This is a genomic window from Microbispora sp. H10885 (genome assembly GCF_014161415.1).
In the GTDB taxonomy this organism is placed as follows: Bacteria; Actinomycetota; Actinomycetes; order Streptosporangiales; family Streptosporangiaceae; genus Microbispora; species Microbispora triticiradicis.
The window spans coordinates 445,015-459,824 of record NZ_JABBWY010000001.1 but is presented as its reverse complement, the minus strand read 5'-3'; the positions used below and the strand labels follow the sequence as shown (position 1 = coordinate 459,824).

Here is a 14,810-nt window from a genome sequence, read left to right as displayed (position 1 = left end):
TCCCCGGCCCGGCCGTCCTGTGGGGGTGCTTACCCGGGCCCTGTGGCCCTATCCCGCCCGTGGCGGCACGTGAGGAGGAGTTGGGGAGGTCTTGGATCGGCTCGCGGAGGCTCCGGTGACCCCAGGCCGGTCGCGAGGGCCTGTCGTGGGGGCCTACTGGGCGGCGCGCGGCGGAGCGGCGGCGAGGGCGGCCTCGACGGTGGGGAAGACCGGAACGTGGGACGCCAGGCCAGTGATCCACAGGGCGCGCGCGGCGCCCTTCTCCAGCGCGACGAGAGCCAGCCAGCCCCCTTCGTCGAGTGCGCGCTTCCAGCAGCTCACCAGCAGGCCGGTCGCCCTGGAGTCGAGGAAGTCGAGCCCCAGGAGGTCCATGACCAGGTGCGGCCCGTACTGCGCGAAGGCCTTGTCGAAGAGCCCGGAGGCCGTCTCGTGGGTGATGAAGTCGAGCGTCCCCCGCACCGTCACCACTCCGAGGATGCCGCTGCTCCCACTGTCTCCGGCGTCGGGCGTGATCGGCTCTGTCGAGATATGGAGTTCGGACATCAGGACACTTCCAAAGCGTTCGGCATGATGCGCGCGGCGAGGATGCAGGTGTCGTCACCGGTGTTGCTCGGAGCGAGGACCCCCATGACGGCCGCCACCCTCTCGTCCGGAGGCACCTTCGGCACCACCTCCGCAATGGCCTCGCTGAGGATGTCCAGACCCTCGAACAGGTCCCGGCCCGGTCGTTCGATGAGACCGTCGGTGAACATCAGAAGCAGGTCGTCCGGCTCCAGCCGGATCTGTGCGCACGTGTAGCTCACGCTCTCGAAGACCCCGAGGAGGACTCCGGGATGCAGCAGCCGGTGCACCTTGTCACCCCGCACCAGCAGCATCGGAGGGTGGCCCGCGTGGGTCCACGTGAGCGTGCGGTCCTCGACCCGGTAACGCGCCACCACCGCCGTGGCGAGCACGTCGGGCCGCATCCGCCGCAGCAGCCGGTTCAGCGCGACCAGAATCTGCGCCGGGTCGTGGTCGGCGAAGGCCAGCCCGGTGATCGCGTGCCGCAGCTTCGCCATGGCGGAGGCGGCGGCCAGGCCGTGCCCGGCGACGTCGCCGACGGCCAGCAGCGCCTCCTCGTTGTCGAGGTGGATGGCCTGGTACCAGTCGCCGCCCAGCGGGGCCGTCTCTGCGGGGAAGTAGCGTACGCCGAGCTGCAGCCCGGGCACGGCGTCCTGCACCGGGAGGATGATGCTCTGCAGGCGCGCGGTGAGCTGCGACTCCTCCTCCAGCCGCTGGCTGACCTCGGCCAGCTCGTCGGCGGTCCGGCGCCAGTCGGTGACGTCCTGGAGCACGCCGTGGATCTCGACGGGCCGCCCCGCCGCGTCCCTGGTGACCTCGGCCGTGGCCCTGATGTGCCGGTGCTCCCGGCCGACGCGGATGCGCAGCTCGAACTCGTGCGGCCCGCCGTTCTCGATGAGCGTGGAGAGCGCGTGGTCGACGACGGGCACGTCGTCGGGGTGGGCGATCTCGCGGTAGTACTCCAGGGGGAACGGGCCGTCGGCCGGGTCGCGCCCGTGGATGACGTAGAGCTGGTCGGACCACTCGACCTCGCCCGTCACCAGGCTCCAGTGACCCCAGCCCAGGTGACCGAGGCGCTCGGTGTGCAGCAGCCGGGCGGCCAGCCGCTCCTCCCTGTCGTGACGCACCCAGGACAGGAAGATGCCGCCCTGCAACGGGGCCACGCGGACGCTGTAGGTGGACAGGTAGGGAACGCCGTCGTCGTCCTCCCGGTGGACGTAGGGATCGACGTCCTCGGCCTCCCCGGTCGACACGACCCGCAGGCAGGCCTCCCAGAGCGGGGAGCCGGCGACGCTGGGGTATCCCTGCAGCATGCGCAGGCCGACGAGTTCCTTGCCGACCCGGTCCTTGATGTCGCGGGCCTCCGGGCTCGCCGCGAGCACCTCGAAGTCGACGACGACGCCGGCCGGGTCGCGGATCGGCAGCTGCCAGACGCCCTGGGTCGGCATCGCGTCGAGCGTGGCCTGCACGAGGGCGGTGACGGCTTCCCGCGGGAGTTCGCCGGACCCGTCGGGCGAACTGTTCACAGGGGTCAGCCGCAGAATGCGATCACCTCCACCCATGAACCCGCCGTCCACCTTCCACCAGGGCACAAGAGCGGACTGTCGGAAGGATCCCTCTTGTCTTCCCGCCGAGACTACCCCTCCCCGCCAAGGATAGGTGCTGGGCCCCACTTGGTCTCCCCCCGGAAAGCCCCGACGGATCTACCGAGGTGAGCGGGGCGGGAGTCTCCGGCAGCGGTGAACGCGGCGGTAAATGAGGTGACGGGCGCGTCCGGGAGCGGCACGATGGACTGTCACCTCATCCTGTGCACCCCTCCTCCCCGTGCACCCTTCTCCACCGCCGGCCCGTCTCTCGGAGTTCTCACATGAATGGCGTCCGCCGCGATCTCGGCCTGCTCGGAGATCGGCGGTTCGCCCTGCTGCTGGCGGCCCGCACGATCTCCGTGCTCGGCACCGCCTTCGCGCCGGTGGCCCTCGCCTTCGGCGTGCTCGGCCTCCCCGGCGCGACCGCCACGACGCTGTCGGCCGTGCTCACCGCCGAGGCGCTGCCGATGGTGCTGTTCATCCTCGTCGGCGGCGTGATCGCCGACCGGCTGCCGCGTCACCGGGTCATGATGGTGGGCGAGTCGCTCAACGCGGCGGCGTACTTCTGCCTGGCCGCGATGATGCTCACCGGCTGGACGCCGCTGCCCGCCCTCGTGATCGCGAGCGCGGTGAGCGGCATCGCCGCCGCGGCCCTGTTCCCCGCCCTGACCGGCATCATCCCGGACGTGGTGCCCGCCGACCGGCTGCAGACCGCGAACGCGCTGCTGGGGCTGGGCCAGAACGTCTCCCGCGTGGCCGGCCTGGTGCTGAGCGGCGCCGCCGTGGTCCTGCTGGGGAGCGGCTGGGCGCTGACCGTGAGCGGGGCGATGTTCGCCGTGGCCGCCGTACTGGTCGCGCTGCTGCGGCTCACGCCGGCCGAACGGACGGCGGGCGGCGGGCACTCGGTGCTGGCCGAACTGCGGGACGGCTGGCGCGAGTTCGTCTCCCGCCAGTGGCTGTGGGTGGTCGTCGCCCAGTTCTCGGTCCTGGTCATGGCGCTGCAGGCCGCCCACGGCGTGCTCGGGCCGCTCGTCGCCAAGGAGTCCCTCGGCGGGGCGCCCGCGTGGTCGGCCGTCCTCGCGGGCGAGGCCGTCGGCATGATCGTGGGGGTGGTCGTCACGCTGCGCCTGCGCCCCCGGCGGCCCATCCTGGTCGCCACGCTGCTCACACTGCCCACCGCCGCGCCGTACGTGCTGCTCGGCCTGGACGCGCCGCTGTGGACGGTCGTGGGCGGGGCGTTCGTGATGGGGGTGTGCTTCGACATCTTCGGCGTGCTGTGGCAGACCACGATGCAGCGCGAGATCCCGGCCGAGTCGCTGTCGCGGGTGAGCTCCTACGACGCGCTCGGGTCTCTCATGTTCGGGCCGCTCGGCCTGCTGGTGGCCGGGCCGGTGGCCATCGGGGTGGGGCCGCGGCCGGCGCTGGTCGCCTGCGGCGCGATCATCGTCATGGTCACGCTGGCGGCGCTCCTGGCCCCCGGCGTGCGCGGACTGCGGGTCGCCGAGGAGGAGACCACGCCCGTACCGGCCTCGTCCTGACCGCGCGTGCTCCGGGGCGGGGCGCTCCAGGCCCCGCCCCGGGCCACGCGGCCTACCGGGCCGGTCTGGTCAGCCGGACCTCGACGCTGATGCCCTCCGTACGGATCTCGCAGGTCCCGAACGCGCTCTCGGCGGCGAGGCGGGCGAACAGGTCCCGGGAGTAGGCGCGGCGGCGCAGCGCGAGCAGCGGCACCTTCGTCATGAGGGCGTTCAGCGGCGTGAGCCCCATGCCCCTGATCTCCTCGTCGACGGCGGCCCGGGACGCCTCCCGGCTCATGTCCTGGATCACCGCCCGGCCGCCGGGGCGCAGCACCCGGTGCATCTCGTCGAGGGCGCGCACGGGCCGCCCGAAGTTCTTGAAGGCGGCCTGGCAGACGACCAGGTCGAAGGAGCCGTCGGGGAAGGGGAGGTCGGCGGCGTCGCCCCGCAGCACGTCGACGTGCACCCCCGCCCGGCGGGCGTTGCCGGCCGCGATCTCCACGAACGTGCGGCTGAGGTCGAGCCCGGTCACCGCGAACCCGAGCCGGGCCGTCTCGACGGCCAGGTGACCCGGGCCGGGGGCCACCTCCAGGACGGCCGCCCCCGCGGGCAGCCCCGCCGTGACCTCCGCCGCGAACCGCCGTACGGCGGCCAGCTGGGGTGCGGAGGCGCGCTGGCGGGCGTACCACCGGGCCACCGCGCCCTCCATGCCGGCCGCCTGCTTCTGTGTGATCTTCTCCATGGTCTTCTCCGGTGTCGGTTCGTACGGGTGTCCGAACCGGCCCGTGGAGGGAGCCCGGCTATCCTTGCGGTTGCCAACCTTGCGACCGGATCCGTCCGCGGGTTTCGGTTCGAGGGTCGCGACCCCGGCGAGGTGTTCCCGCACCACGCCGGGGTTCGCTCATGGGGTTCAGTCCGAGGTGAGGCCCCTTTCGGCGAGTTCGGCCATCTCGGGCGGCATCCGCCCCGACTCGTGCCAGGCCCGCCACATGGGCAGGTCGGGGAAGGCCCCACTGGTCAGTTCCTCGACGAAGGACCGGATCCACGCGGCCTCCGCCTCGCGGACGGCCAGGTCGTACTCCGCCTCGACGAGGAACAGCCGCGGCGTCTCCCGGCGCCACTCGGCGAGGGCCTCCCGCTGCGCGGCGACGTCCTCCTCCAGCCGGGCCAGCCGGCGCCGCAGCAGGCCGGTCAGCTCCTCCGGCGGAAGCACTCCGCACACCGAGAGGGCGGCCTCGAACCTCGGCCGCTCGGGCTCGGGGTCCGCGATCAGGTCGCGTACCCAGTCGGCCATCTCGGCCCGCCCGGCGTCGGTGATGCGGTAGATCGTGCGCTCGGGGTGCGCCCCCTCGCGCACGGTTCCCGCCACCTCCAGGAACCCGTGCTTCTCCAGGTTGCGCACCACCGTGTAGAGCGACCCCCACTTGACGCCCATGTCGCGGTCCTTGCCGCGGGCCCGCATCAGGGTGGCCATCTCGTACGGATGCATGGGGCGCTGGACGACCGTCGACAGCACCGCCAGGCCCAGCAGGTTGTTCACCTTCCGTCGCCCGGCCATCGCCCTCACCTCGTCTCTGCTACTCGTGGACGAGTATACGCAGACGAGTATCGCGGACGTCGAGGGTCCATTAGGTTGCATTCCTAACTAGCTCGCATTATCGTCTAGATCGTCACCTGATGTAGAAAGGGCAGCTGGTCATGACCGTTCCGAGCTTCACGGTCCCGAGCCTGTTTCTGGCGGTGCCGCTGACGGCCTATCTGGCCTTCGCCTCCCCCTGGCTCGGCCGGCGCCAGTACGACCGCCTGGCGCGGTGTCGCGCCGACGACCCCCGGGCTCTCGTGCGGGCGTACCGGATCTGGATCGGCGAGGAGTGGGCCTGGATCGCCGTGACGGCGCTGATCCTGGCGCTGTCGCCGGACGCCGGCCTCCGTGACCTGGGCTTCACCCGGCCCGACGACTTCGGGAAGGTCGCGGTGATGACCGCCAGCCTGGGGGGCGCCCTGCTGGCCGGCTCCCTGGCGCTCCGCCACGCGTCCCGGTCCGGCCGTGCCATACCGGGTCAGGAGGCCGTGGCGGCACTGCTGCCGCGCACCCCCGCCGAGCGGTGGCACGCCGTCGCGATGGCGGTCACCGCGGGCGTCTGCGAGGAGGTCGTCTACCGCGGCCTGCTCATCGCGCTCGGCGTCGGGGTCCTGGGCCTGAACCCGAACGTGGCCGCGGTTCTCGCCCTGGCGGTGTTCGTGGCGGGACACCTCTACCAGGGCTGGAGGGGGATGGCCGGAGTGGCCCTCCTCGGTCTCTGGTTCACCGCGATGTACCTGGCCACCGACAGCCTGCTGCTGCCGATCGTGGCGCACGTCCTGATCGACGTCCGGGGCCTGGTGCTCGTGCCCGCGCCCCCACCGGAGAAGGTCGGCCACGCCGCCTAGGTAGCACCGCTACCGTGCGAGGATGAGCTCATGGCGACCGACCGCCGGGCGAGCTGGCTCAAGGGAGTCCTCGATCTGCTGGTGCTGGCCAGCCTGACCGAGGGCGAGAACTACGGCTACGAGATCGCCAAGATGCTCGCCGCCTCGGGACTCGGCCAGATCAGGGGCGGCACGCTGTATCCCGTGCTCAACCGGCTGGAGGAGGCGGGCCTGGTGTCGGCCGAGTTCCGGGTGACCGAGCGCGGCCCCGGGCGGCGCTACTACCGGCTGACGGAGCAGGGCCGCCAGACGCTCGCCGAGCAGGGCCGCCTGTGGCTGGCGTTCGACGAGTCAGTACGCACCATGCTGGCCTCGGGAGGGCTGAAGTGACCGGCTACCTCGACGAACTCACCGCGCTGCTGCGCGCCGGCGGCGTGCCGGGCGAGCAGGCCGAGGCCATGGTCGCCGACCTCACGTCGTACGCCGCCGAGACCGGCGCGGACCCGGAGGAGGAGTTCGGGCCGGTCGGCGGGTTCGCGGAGCAGCTCCTGGCGGCGCGCTCGCCCGAGGCCGACGCGGCGGACGCGACCGAGTGGCGGTGGACCGCCGACGTCTTCGCCGACCGGCAGATGCTGGCCCGGCTCGGCGACCAGGGCTGGGAGGTCGACCGGGTCGACTCCCTCGGCAGGTTCGTCAGCCACCGCGACCCGGAGCGTCCGCAGCGGTGGGAGTACCGCAGGGAACGGGTGACACCAGGAGGCGCTCGGGCGCTCGCCGAGCGGTTGGCGCCCGAGGGCTGGGAGCCCTGCGGCACCTGGGTCTGCTTCGGGTACTTCAAACGGCCCAAGGCCGCCAGCGTGGGACCGGCCGCGCAGATCGACTCCCCGCCCGCGGCCCCGGGGCGGAGCATCTTCTTCAGCCGTCGGTTCTATGCCGTGACGGCCGCGCTCCTGATCGTCCTGGTCGCGCTGTGGGCCCTGTGGGGGCGGTCCGAAGGCGGCGATGGGGCGGGCTTCTTCGCCGGGATGGCCGTCGGAGGCTGCACCGCGATCGCGGTCCTGGCGCTGGTGCTGTGGTGGAACGCGCGCCGCCGCGACTGAGCGGGGGCACTAGCCTGGGGCGCGATGGAGCGCCTGACGACAGCGCGCGGGGACTTCTGCCTCGCCCGCTTCCCCGAGGATCCCCGCGACCCACTGCGCGCGTGGGACGCCGCCGACGAATACCTGCTGCGTCATCTCGACGAGCGCGAGGACGGGCCGGTGGACCTGTCGGGGAACGTGGTCGTGCTGGGCGACCGGTGGGGCGCCCTGGTAACCGCGCTCGCCGGGCACGGCCCGATCCAGATCAGCGACTCCTTCCTCGGCCGCCGGGCGACCGTCGCCAACCTGGAGCGCAACGACCTGCCCGCCGACGCCGTACGGCTGCTCACCACCAGGGAGGCGCCGCCGGAGCGGATCGACGTGCTGCTGGTCCGGGTGCCGAAGAGTCTCGCGCTCCTGGAGGACCAACTGCACCGCCTCGCCCCGGCCGTGCGTCCCGGCACCGTGGTCGTCGGGGCGGGGATGGTCACCGAGATCCACACCTCGACGCTACGGCTGTTCGAACGCATCCTCGGGCCGACCAGGACCTCCCTGGCCGTGAGGAAGGCCCGGCTGATCTTCTGCGCGCCGGAACCCGGGCCGCTCCGGAAGGACGATCCGTGGCCGCGGAGCCTCCGCCTGCCCGCCGACGCCGGGGTGGTCTCCGGCCTGACCGTCGTGAGCCACGCCGGGGTCTTCAGCGCCGACCGCCTCGACGCGGGCACCCGTCTGCTCCTCCGCAACCTGCCCACGCGTACGGGGGCGGAGCACGTCGTCGACCTCGGCTGCGGCAACGGGGTGATCGGGCTCGCCGCGGCGCTGTCCAACCAGGACGCCGAGGTGACGTTCGTCGACGAGTCGTACCAGGCGCTGGCCTCGGCGGAGGCGACGTTCCTGGCGAACACCCCGGCGGGCGCGGTCGCGCGGTTCACGGCGGCCGACGGCATGGCCGGTTTCCCGCCGGGCACGGCGGACCTGGTGCTCAACAACCCGCCGTTCCACAGCCACCGCGGCCGGACCGACGCGACCGCCTGGCGGATGTTCAACGGCGCCCGCGCCGGGCTGCGGCGGGGCGGCGAACTGTGGGTGGTGGGCAACCGCCACCTCGGCTACCACGTCAAGCTGCGCAGGCTCTTCGGCAACTGCGAGGTCGTGGCGAGCGACCCGAGGTTCGTCCTGCTGAGGGCCGTCAAGAAGTGACGCGGGCCGTCGCGGGTGATCAGAACAGGGTGAGCGGCTCGTCCTGGGCTTTCTCGCCGAGTTGCCCGGACAGCGGTTCCGGCAGTGGCTCGACGCCGGGCACCTCGGCCCGTACCGCGTCGTGGAACAGGCGGGCGAGCACCGGCGCGTCGGCGTTGTCGGGAGTGTGCACGAACACCGTCGGGGAGCGGCCCTCGCGCAGCCACCCGGCCACGGTGTCTACCCAGTGGCGCCAGCCCTCGACCGTACGCGCCTGGTCGTCGCGGCCGAGATAGCGGACCACCGGCCGGTCGGTGAGGGCCCTGGTGCGCAGGGGCACGCGCGGCTTCTTCGTCCAGGCGTCGCGCTCGGCGTCGCTGGTCGGCGGGCTCGTGAACAGCACGGTCGTGTCGAACGGGATCCACTCCGCACCGGCCCCCGCCAGGACGGCCTCCAGCAGCCGTACGGCCCGCGGATCGTCGAAGAACGCGCGGTGCCGCACCTCCACGCCGTACCGGTGGGAACGGGGAAGCCGGGCGAGGAAGGTCCCGAGGACCCCGGCGTCGGCGGGCCCGAACGAGCCGGGAAGCTGGATCCACAGCATGTGGGCGCGCGGCCCCAGCGGTTCGATCGCGTCGAAGAACGCGCGCACCTCGTCCTCGGCGCCGGTGAGACGGCGTTCGTGGGTGATCGACTTGGGCAGCTTGACCACGAAGCGGAAGTCCGGGCCGGTCTGCCCGGCCCAGGTCTCCACCGTGGCCCGCGCGGGCGTCGCGTAGAAGGTTGTGTTGCCCTCCACCGCGTTGCACCAGGTCGCGTAGGCCCGCAGGCGCTCCCCGGGCGGGAGCGGATGCGGCAGGAGGCGCCCCTGCCACGGCTTGTGCGTCCACATCGCGCATCCCACATGAAGCCGCATGCCCCGACGCTATCGAAGCGTCACCGGAAATCGTCAGGTGTAGTAGCCCTCGACGGGGACCCGCGCCTCGTCGAACAACGCCGGCCCCTCCTGACGGAAGGACGACGGGCCGGTCGGCGGCTTCAGCGTGCCGAGTTGCTCGGTGGAGAGCGCGAAGACGACACGGCCGAGCCCGGAGCGCTCGATGGCCCCCGCGCACATGCCACACGGCTGGCAGCTCGTGAACATGGTCGTGCCGGCCGCGGTGGCGGGGTCGAGCTCGCGGGCGGCCCAGCGCGCGAGCTTCAACTCCGGATGGGCGGTTATGTCCGAATCCGTGAGCGAGGTGTTGCACTCCTCGGCGAGGACGCCGCCGTCCGGGCCCACGAGCAGCGAGCCGAACGGCGGGTTCCCATCCTCCCGGGCCGCCGTGGCCAACTCGATCGCCCTGCGGAGGAGGTTTTCTTCGTCCGGTGTCACGGGTGCTCCGTTCTCGTACGGGCGGCGGCCACCGTAGCGAGCATGCGCCAGGCCGCCTCCGGATGGTTTGTCTCATCGGGGTCCCCGCCGAAGGGATCGAGCAGGACAGTCTCGGCGCCGAGGAGGCGCAGCCGTTCCAGGTCGTCGAGGACCTGGCCGACGGTGCCCTCGCCGGCCCGGCGTTCCGCGCCCTTCACGGGGGTGTCGGTGAGCCGCAGCAGGATGCGCGGGGCGAACGCGGGGGCGGGACGCCCCAGGCCCGCCGCGATGGCGGCCAGCCGGTCCATCCGCTCGTCCAGCCACGGGAGGGTGAAGCGCAGCGGGTGCCACGCGTCGCCGAGGAGCACCGCCCTGCGGAGGGCGGCGTCGCTGCCGCCGCCGATCCAGATCGGGATGTGCCCGGCCCGGTAGTCCTCCTCGTCCCGCCACGCCCGGCGGATCGCCCGCAGGTGCTCGTCGGTCAGCGCGCCGCGCCGCTCGTACGGCACGCCGAGCGCCTCGAACTCCTGCCGCGCCCAGCCCACGCCCACCCCGAGGGTCAGGCGGCCTCCGCTGAGCTGCTGGAGGTTGGCCGCAATCCGGGCCGTGAGCAGCGGGTGCCGGTAGGGCACGATGAGCACGGTGGTGCCGAGCCCGATCCTCGTGGTGATCCCGGCCAGCCAGGACAGCGTGGTGAACGGCTCGTAGAACGGCGCCGGATACTGCCCGGCGACATCGGGGGTCACGACGACGTGATCGGAGACCATGAGCAGGTCGAACCCGAGATCCTCCGCCGTCTCCGCCCAGCCGCGCAGCACGTCCGGCCGGGTGCCCGGCCCGAAGTTCGGGACGTTGACACCTAGTTTCACCGGTCCAGGCTATTGTGCGGCCACGCCATCGGGAAGGAAGAATTCCCTGCTTGAAGGTCGTTCCGCCGTGGATTCCCCGGTAGATTCGGCGAATGGCCGAGAGTCTTGACGCGACGGACTGGTCCATCCTCGCCGAGCTGCAACGCGACGGCCGCGTACCGCTCACCGAGCTGGCCCGGCGGGTGAGCCTGAGCGCCTCCGCGACGACCGAGCGGGTGCGCCGGCTGGAGGCGGTCGGCGTCATCAGGGGTTACCGCGCCGTCGTCGATCTGGGGCAGGCCGGATACGCCGTGCTCGCCGTGGTGCGGCTCAAGTATCCGGGCAGCAGGCACGAGCCGCTGCACCGGCTGCTGGGCGAGCGCATGGAGATCCTGGAGTGCCTGCGCACCACCGGCGATGACTGCTACACGCTCAAGGTCGCGGCCACCTCCATGGCCCACCTGGAGAAGGTCGTGGACGAGCTGGCGCGGTTCGGCAGCACCACCACCAACATCGTCTACAGCGAGACGCTCCAGTATCGCGGCCCGCACGCCACCTGAAAACGGCACAGCGGCGGGCGAGTCCGGCGCGACGGACACCCCGGGCCGTCTGCGGCGCGCCGCCCTGATCAAAAGATCCGCTCCACGGCGGCGCGTGCGGCGGGCGCCGGTCGGCGGACGGCGGTCAGCCGGCGTCGGGGACGTAGGTCAGGTGCAGCACCCCGGTCTTGAACGTCTCGGAGCCGACCAGCTTCAGCTTGTGCGTCGGGGTGTCCTCGAACAGCCGGTGGCCGCGGCCGACGACGATCGGGTGGACCAGCAGGTGCAGCTCGTCGAGCAGCCCGTTGGCCAGCAGCCATCGCACGGTCGTCGCGCTGCCGGACATCTGGATGTCGCCTTCGGTGGTCTGTTCCTTGAGTTCGCGCAGCCTGCCCGCGACGTCACCGGAGACGAGGGTGGTGTTGGACCAGTCCGCCCTCTCCAGGGTGTTCGACACGACCCACTTGCGGGAGTTGTTGAACGCCGCCGCCACCTCGGGGTCCTGGTCGGTCGTCGTCCAGTAGGCGGACCACTCGTCGTACAGCCTGCGGCCCATCAGGAAGCCCGCGGCGTTCTGCATGCCCGCCTGGACGACGGCGCCCATCTCGTCGCTCCAGTACGGGAAGTGCCACTGGTCCGGCGACTCGACCACGCCGTCCAGCGAGATGAAGAAACTCGAAACGATCTTCGCCATTGCTCTGCTCCCCTTTTCCTCTTCCTCGGCGGCGCCCCGTTCATGCCGGCCGCGAGACCCTTCGCCGTCACGACGGCCGCGAGACCCTTCGCGGCCGTTACGACGGCCGCGAAGGGAAGATTAGGAGAGCGGCGGCAATCAGGTCTTGTACAGAAGCGACAGCGGCTCCACCGGATCGCGCTCGCCCAACCGCGTGGCGGTCTGCCCGACGTAACGGGCCAGTGACCTCGCCAGATGCGGCTGGTCGAAGTAGCCGAGCCGGTGGACCACCTCGGTCGCGGGCACGCCCTCCCGGATCAGCACGGCCGCCCGCCGGGCACGCTCGATCTGCCGGACCGCGCCGCGGGTGAGGCCGGTCGCCGCGAGGAAGCGCCGCTGGAGGGTGCGCTCCGACAGGTCCGGCGACGCGCCGTCGAGCACCGCGGCGACGACCGGGTCACAGGCCAGGACGTCCTCGCGGACCATGCGGCGCACGAACATCTCGGCGTTGTCGTAGTCCGGAAGGCACCAGGCGGACCCCTTGAGGTGGAACGTCCTGCGGGTCGCGTCGGGTATCTCCGCCGAGGCGTCGACGAGGCGGTTCGCCGGAAGATGCGGCATCGAGGTGCCGAGCGCGAAGACGATCCCGAAGAACGTCGCGTCCTCGGGCACGGAGGCCCGTGCCGCCCTCGTCTCCGGGCCCTGCACGGACACGCTGACCTGCCCACGGTGTTCCCAGAAGACCAGGTCCCAGTGCGCCGTCGCCACGGACGTCATCTCGCTGACGTCCTGGCTGGTGCTCCGCCACACCCGCTCGATGTACGGCGAGTCGGACGGCCGGCTCTCGATCTCCAGAGCCATCTCGCCTTCCCCCTTGTCCTGTCACCGACGGCGCCGGGAGCTTACCGCACATGAACGTTTCACCCCCGGCGGGACGGCGGGGACGCCGCAGCAGGGAGCCGGGCGGGACGGGTGACCGGAGACTTGACGGTGCCCGAGATGTCGTATTCGCTCCCTTCGGCACCACCACCACCTGCCTCTCCATCGGGGGAAGGTGCTGGCACAGCAATGTTAACGCTAACACCAGACCGAACTCTGGCTCAGCCGGTCAGCCGCGAAGTGAGTGGAACGCCGCGCTTCCCCACTCGCCGAGCCGCACCGGCACGAGCACCTCAGAGACGAGGAGGCACGATGCGACTACGCGGACCCGTACGGCGACGCCGTTCCGACGACGCCGGGAATGGTCACCCGGCCCCGGCGCCGTTTCTCACCCGGCCCCTGTCGCGGCTGCTCGTCGCCGTACAGGTCGTGGTCCTCGCCCTGGCGTCGGCGGGATGGGCCGTCCCGGACGGCGTGGCGCGAACGGTCGCCATGCCAGCCGCGGCCGTCGCGGCCGTGGCGACGCCTCCCTTGGGCTGGGCCTCCTGGAACACCTTCGCCGCCCAGATCAACTACAACGTGATCAAGGCCCAGGTGGACGCGATGGTGTCCTCGGGGATGAAGGACGCCGGCTACGAATACGTCAACATCGACGAGGGCTGGTGGCAGGGGACGCGGGACTCCTCCGGCAACATCACGGTCGACACCGCCGAGTGGCCCGGCGGGATGAAGGCGATCGCCGACTACATCCATAGCAAGGGCCTCAAGGCGGGCATCTACACCGACGCCGGTCGCAACGGCTGCGGTTACTACTACCCGACCGGCCGCCCGGCCGCCCCGAACAGCGGCAGCGAGGGCCACTACGACCAGGACTTCCTGCAGTTCTCCCGCTGGGGCTTCGACTTCGTGAAGGTCGACTGGTGCGGCGGCCAGGCCGAGGGGCTCAACGCCCGCACCGCCTACCAGGCGATCAGCGCCGCGATCGACCGCGCCACCGCGCAGACCGGACGGCCGATGGTGCTGTCGGTCTGCAACTGGGGCGCCCAGAACCCGTGGGACTGGGCGCCGGCCATCTCCACCATGTGGCGCACCAGCGGGGACATCATCTACTGGGGCGAGAACGCCTCGATGGACCGGATGCTGGCCAACTTCGACTCCGCCCAGCACCCGAACGCGCAGAGCCCCGGCCACTACAACGACCCCGACATGCTCATCGTCGGCATGAACGGCTTCTCCGCCGCGCAGAACCGTACGCACATGGGCCTGTGGGCGATCTCCGGGGCGCCGTTGCTGGCCGGCAACAACCTCGCCACGATGAGCGCGGAGACCCGGGCGATCCTCACCAACCGGGAGGTGCTCGCGGTCGACCAGGACCCGCTCGGACGGCAGGGCGTGAAGGTCGCCGAGGACCAGAGCGGACGCCAGGTCTACAGCAAGGTGCTCTCCGGCACCGGCCGCCGGGCCGTGCTCCTGCTCAACCGGACCACCTCGTCCGCGTCCATGACCGTCCGCTGGTCGGACCTCGGCCTGAGCGGGGCGGCCACCGTACGGAACCTGTGGACGGGGACCGACGCCGGGACCTTCACCAACAGCTACGCCACCACGGTGCCCGCCCGCGAGGCGGTCCTGCTCACCGTCACCGGCACCACCGCCTCACCCACGGCGACTCCTACGGCCACCCCCACATCCACGCCCACCGCCACGCCTCCGGCCACGGGTTCGATCAGGGGTGTGGCGTCGGGCCGCTGCCTGGATGTCAACGGCGCCTCGCAGTCGAACGGCGCCACGGTGCTGATCTGGGACTGCAACGGCCAGAACAACCAGAAGTGGGCGACGACCAGCGCCGGTGAACTGCGCGTCTACGGCAGCAAGTGCCTGGACGTCAACAACGCCGGCACCGCCGACGGCACCGCGGTGATCATCTGGGACTGCAACGGGCAGAACAACCAGAAGTGGCGCCTGAACTCCGACGGCACCATCACCGCCGTCGGCGCGAACAAGTGCCTGGACGTGTCCGGCAGCGGCACCGCCAACGGCACCAAGGTGCAGATCTGGTCGTGCAACGGCCAGAACAACCAGAAGTGGACCCGCGTCTGAACGACGCGGTGACGCGGTGACGCGGTGACGCGGTGACGCGGTGACGCGGTGACGCGGTGACGCGGTGACGCGGTGACGCGGTGACGCGC

16 protein-coding genes are annotated in these 14,810 nt (G+C 71.8%); 7 read left to right on the top strand and 9 right to left on the bottom strand.

All coding sequences use genetic code 11. The features are described from left to right. Nucleotides 1-153: 153 nt before the first annotated feature. Nucleotides 154-543: an STAS domain-containing protein gene (locus HHX37_RS02000; RefSeq protein WP_111697504.1), complete on the bottom strand. Its 390-nt coding sequence runs from the start codon at nucleotides 541-543 to the stop codon at nucleotides 154-156. Next, a complete protein-coding gene (locus HHX37_RS01995; protein WP_182884317.1) occupies nucleotides 543-2,123 on the bottom strand; it encodes a PP2C family protein-serine/threonine phosphatase in 1,581 nt (526 codons plus the stop codon). The genes HHX37_RS02000 and HHX37_RS01995 overlap by 1 nt, the downstream gene beginning before the upstream one ends. Before the next feature lie 305 nt (nucleotides 2,124-2,428). On the opposite strand from HHX37_RS01995, the gene HHX37_RS01990 reads away from it, so the two are divergent. Then, complete coding sequence (locus HHX37_RS01990; RefSeq protein ID WP_182884316.1) at nucleotides 2,429-3,685, top strand: MFS transporter; 1,257 nt, start codon at nucleotides 2,429-2,431, stop codon at nucleotides 3,683-3,685. A 52-nt stretch (nucleotides 3,686-3,737) separates the two neighbouring features. On the opposite strand, the gene HHX37_RS01985 is transcribed toward HHX37_RS01990, so the two are convergent. Together HHX37_RS01985 and HHX37_RS01980 are read right to left on the bottom strand one after the other, a co-directional pair. After that, a complete protein-coding gene (locus HHX37_RS01985) occupies nucleotides 3,738-4,406 on the bottom strand; it encodes a class I SAM-dependent methyltransferase (RefSeq protein ID WP_182881867.1) in 669 nt (222 codons plus the stop codon). Nucleotides 4,407-4,574: 168 nt separating this feature from the next. Beyond that, a complete protein-coding gene (locus HHX37_RS01980) occupies nucleotides 4,575-5,222 on the bottom strand; it encodes a PadR family transcriptional regulator (RefSeq protein ID WP_182873107.1) in 648 nt (215 codons plus the stop codon). Nucleotides 5,223-5,362: 140 nt separating this feature from the next. Here HHX37_RS01980 and HHX37_RS01975 point away from each other — a divergent pair, with 140 nt between their 5' ends. Genes HHX37_RS01975 through HHX37_RS01960 form a run of 4 tightly spaced genes read left to right on the top strand, consistent with a single transcriptional unit; the run spans nucleotide 5,363 to nucleotide 8,352 of the window. Further along, nucleotides 5,363-6,094, top strand: a complete 732-nt coding sequence (locus HHX37_RS01975; protein WP_182884315.1) for a CPBP family intramembrane glutamic endopeptidase — start codon at nucleotides 5,363-5,365, stop codon at nucleotides 6,092-6,094. A gap of 30 nt (nucleotides 6,095-6,124) precedes the next feature. After that, a complete protein-coding gene (locus tag HHX37_RS01970; protein ID WP_138459671.1) occupies nucleotides 6,125-6,463 on the top strand; it encodes a PadR family transcriptional regulator in 339 nt (112 codons plus the stop codon). Then, entirely contained in the window at nucleotides 6,460-7,173 is a 714-nt protein-coding gene (locus tag HHX37_RS01965; protein WP_220502535.1) for a hypothetical protein, read from the top strand. Before HHX37_RS01970 ends, HHX37_RS01965 begins: the two co-directional genes overlap by 4 nt. A 24-nt stretch (nucleotides 7,174-7,197) precedes the next feature. Further along, the gene (locus HHX37_RS01960) at nucleotides 7,198-8,352 is read left to right on the top strand and encodes a methyltransferase (protein WP_182884314.1); all 1,155 of its coding nucleotides are present in this window, start codon (nucleotides 7,198-7,200) and stop codon (nucleotides 8,350-8,352) included. Between the two features lie 19 nt (nucleotides 8,353-8,371). Here the strand turns inward: HHX37_RS01960 and HHX37_RS01955 are convergent, their stop codons facing one another. From HHX37_RS01955 to HHX37_RS01945, 3 genes are read right to left on the bottom strand one after another with little or no spacing between them, the layout of a single operon-like run. Next, nucleotides 8,372-9,247 (bottom strand): DUF72 domain-containing protein, encoded by an 876-nt coding sequence (locus HHX37_RS01955; protein WP_182884313.1) that lies wholly within the window; start codon nucleotides 9,245-9,247, stop codon nucleotides 8,372-8,374. A 33-nt stretch (nucleotides 9,248-9,280) separates the two neighbouring features. After that, nucleotides 9,281-9,706 (bottom strand): nucleoside deaminase, encoded by a 426-nt coding sequence (locus tag HHX37_RS01950; protein WP_182884312.1) that lies wholly within the window; start codon nucleotides 9,704-9,706, stop codon nucleotides 9,281-9,283. Beyond that, nucleotides 9,703-10,554, bottom strand: a complete 852-nt coding sequence (locus HHX37_RS01945; RefSeq protein WP_182884311.1) for an LLM class flavin-dependent oxidoreductase — start codon at nucleotides 10,552-10,554, stop codon at nucleotides 9,703-9,705. The genes HHX37_RS01950 and HHX37_RS01945 overlap by 4 nt, the downstream gene beginning before the upstream one ends. A gap of 92 nt (nucleotides 10,555-10,646) precedes the next feature. Here HHX37_RS01945 and HHX37_RS01940 point away from each other — a divergent pair, with 92 nt between their 5' ends. After that, entirely contained in the window at nucleotides 10,647-11,093 is a 447-nt protein-coding gene (locus tag HHX37_RS01940; RefSeq protein WP_111697492.1) for an Lrp/AsnC family transcriptional regulator, read from the top strand. 124 nt (nucleotides 11,094-11,217) lie between these two features. On the opposite strand, the gene HHX37_RS01935 is transcribed toward HHX37_RS01940, so the two are convergent. Further along, the gene (locus tag HHX37_RS01935) at nucleotides 11,218-11,766 is read right to left on the bottom strand and encodes a dihydrofolate reductase family protein (RefSeq protein ID WP_182884310.1); all 549 of its coding nucleotides are present in this window, start codon (nucleotides 11,764-11,766) and stop codon (nucleotides 11,218-11,220) included. Between the two features lie 138 nt (nucleotides 11,767-11,904). Next, on the bottom strand, nucleotides 11,905-12,606 hold the full coding sequence (locus HHX37_RS01930; protein ID WP_138459675.1) for a helix-turn-helix domain-containing protein: 702 nt from the start codon (nucleotides 12,604-12,606) through the stop codon (nucleotides 11,905-11,907). A gap of 330 nt (nucleotides 12,607-12,936) precedes the next feature. On the opposite strand from HHX37_RS01930, the gene HHX37_RS01925 reads away from it, so the two are divergent. Continuing rightward, on the top strand, nucleotides 12,937-14,721 hold the full coding sequence (locus HHX37_RS01925; protein WP_182884309.1) for a glycoside hydrolase family 27 protein: 1,785 nt from the start codon (nucleotides 12,937-12,939) through the stop codon (nucleotides 14,719-14,721). Nucleotides 14,722-14,810: the final 89 nt, after the last annotated feature.

Coding starts and splice junctions, on each gene's coding strand:
- HHX37_RS02000 (WP_111697504.1), bottom strand. CDS start 543: ATGTCCGAACTCCATATCTCGACAGAGCCGATCACGCCCGACGCCGGA.
- HHX37_RS01995 (WP_182884317.1), bottom strand. CDS start 2,123: ATGGGTGGAGGTGATCGCATTCTGCGGCTGACCCCTGTGAACAGTTCG.
- HHX37_RS01990 (WP_182884316.1), top strand. CDS start 2,429: ATGAATGGCGTCCGCCGCGATCTCGGCCTGCTCGGAGATCGGCGGTTC.
- HHX37_RS01985 (WP_182881867.1), bottom strand. CDS start 4,406: ATGGAGAAGATCACACAGAAGCAGGCGGCCGGCATGGAGGGCGCGGTG.
- HHX37_RS01980 (WP_182873107.1), bottom strand. CDS start 5,222: ATGGCCGGGCGACGGAAGGTGAACAACCTGCTGGGCCTGGCGGTGCTG.
- HHX37_RS01975 (WP_182884315.1), top strand. CDS start 5,363: ATGACCGTTCCGAGCTTCACGGTCCCGAGCCTGTTTCTGGCGGTGCCG.
- HHX37_RS01970 (WP_138459671.1), top strand. CDS start 6,125: ATGGCGACCGACCGCCGGGCGAGCTGGCTCAAGGGAGTCCTCGATCTG.
- HHX37_RS01960 (WP_182884314.1), top strand. CDS start 7,198: ATGGAGCGCCTGACGACAGCGCGCGGGGACTTCTGCCTCGCCCGCTTC.
- HHX37_RS01955 (WP_182884313.1), bottom strand. CDS start 9,247: ATGCGGCTTCATGTGGGATGCGCGATGTGGACGCACAAGCCGTGGCAG.
- HHX37_RS01940 (WP_111697492.1), top strand. CDS start 10,647: ATGGCCGAGAGTCTTGACGCGACGGACTGGTCCATCCTCGCCGAGCTG.
- HHX37_RS01935 (WP_182884310.1), bottom strand. CDS start 11,766: ATGGCGAAGATCGTTTCGAGTTTCTTCATCTCGCTGGACGGCGTGGTC.
- HHX37_RS01930 (WP_138459675.1), bottom strand. CDS start 12,606: ATGGCTCTGGAGATCGAGAGCCGGCCGTCCGACTCGCCGTACATCGAG.
- HHX37_RS01925 (WP_182884309.1), top strand. CDS start 12,937: ATGCGACTACGCGGACCCGTACGGCGACGCCGTTCCGACGACGCCGGG.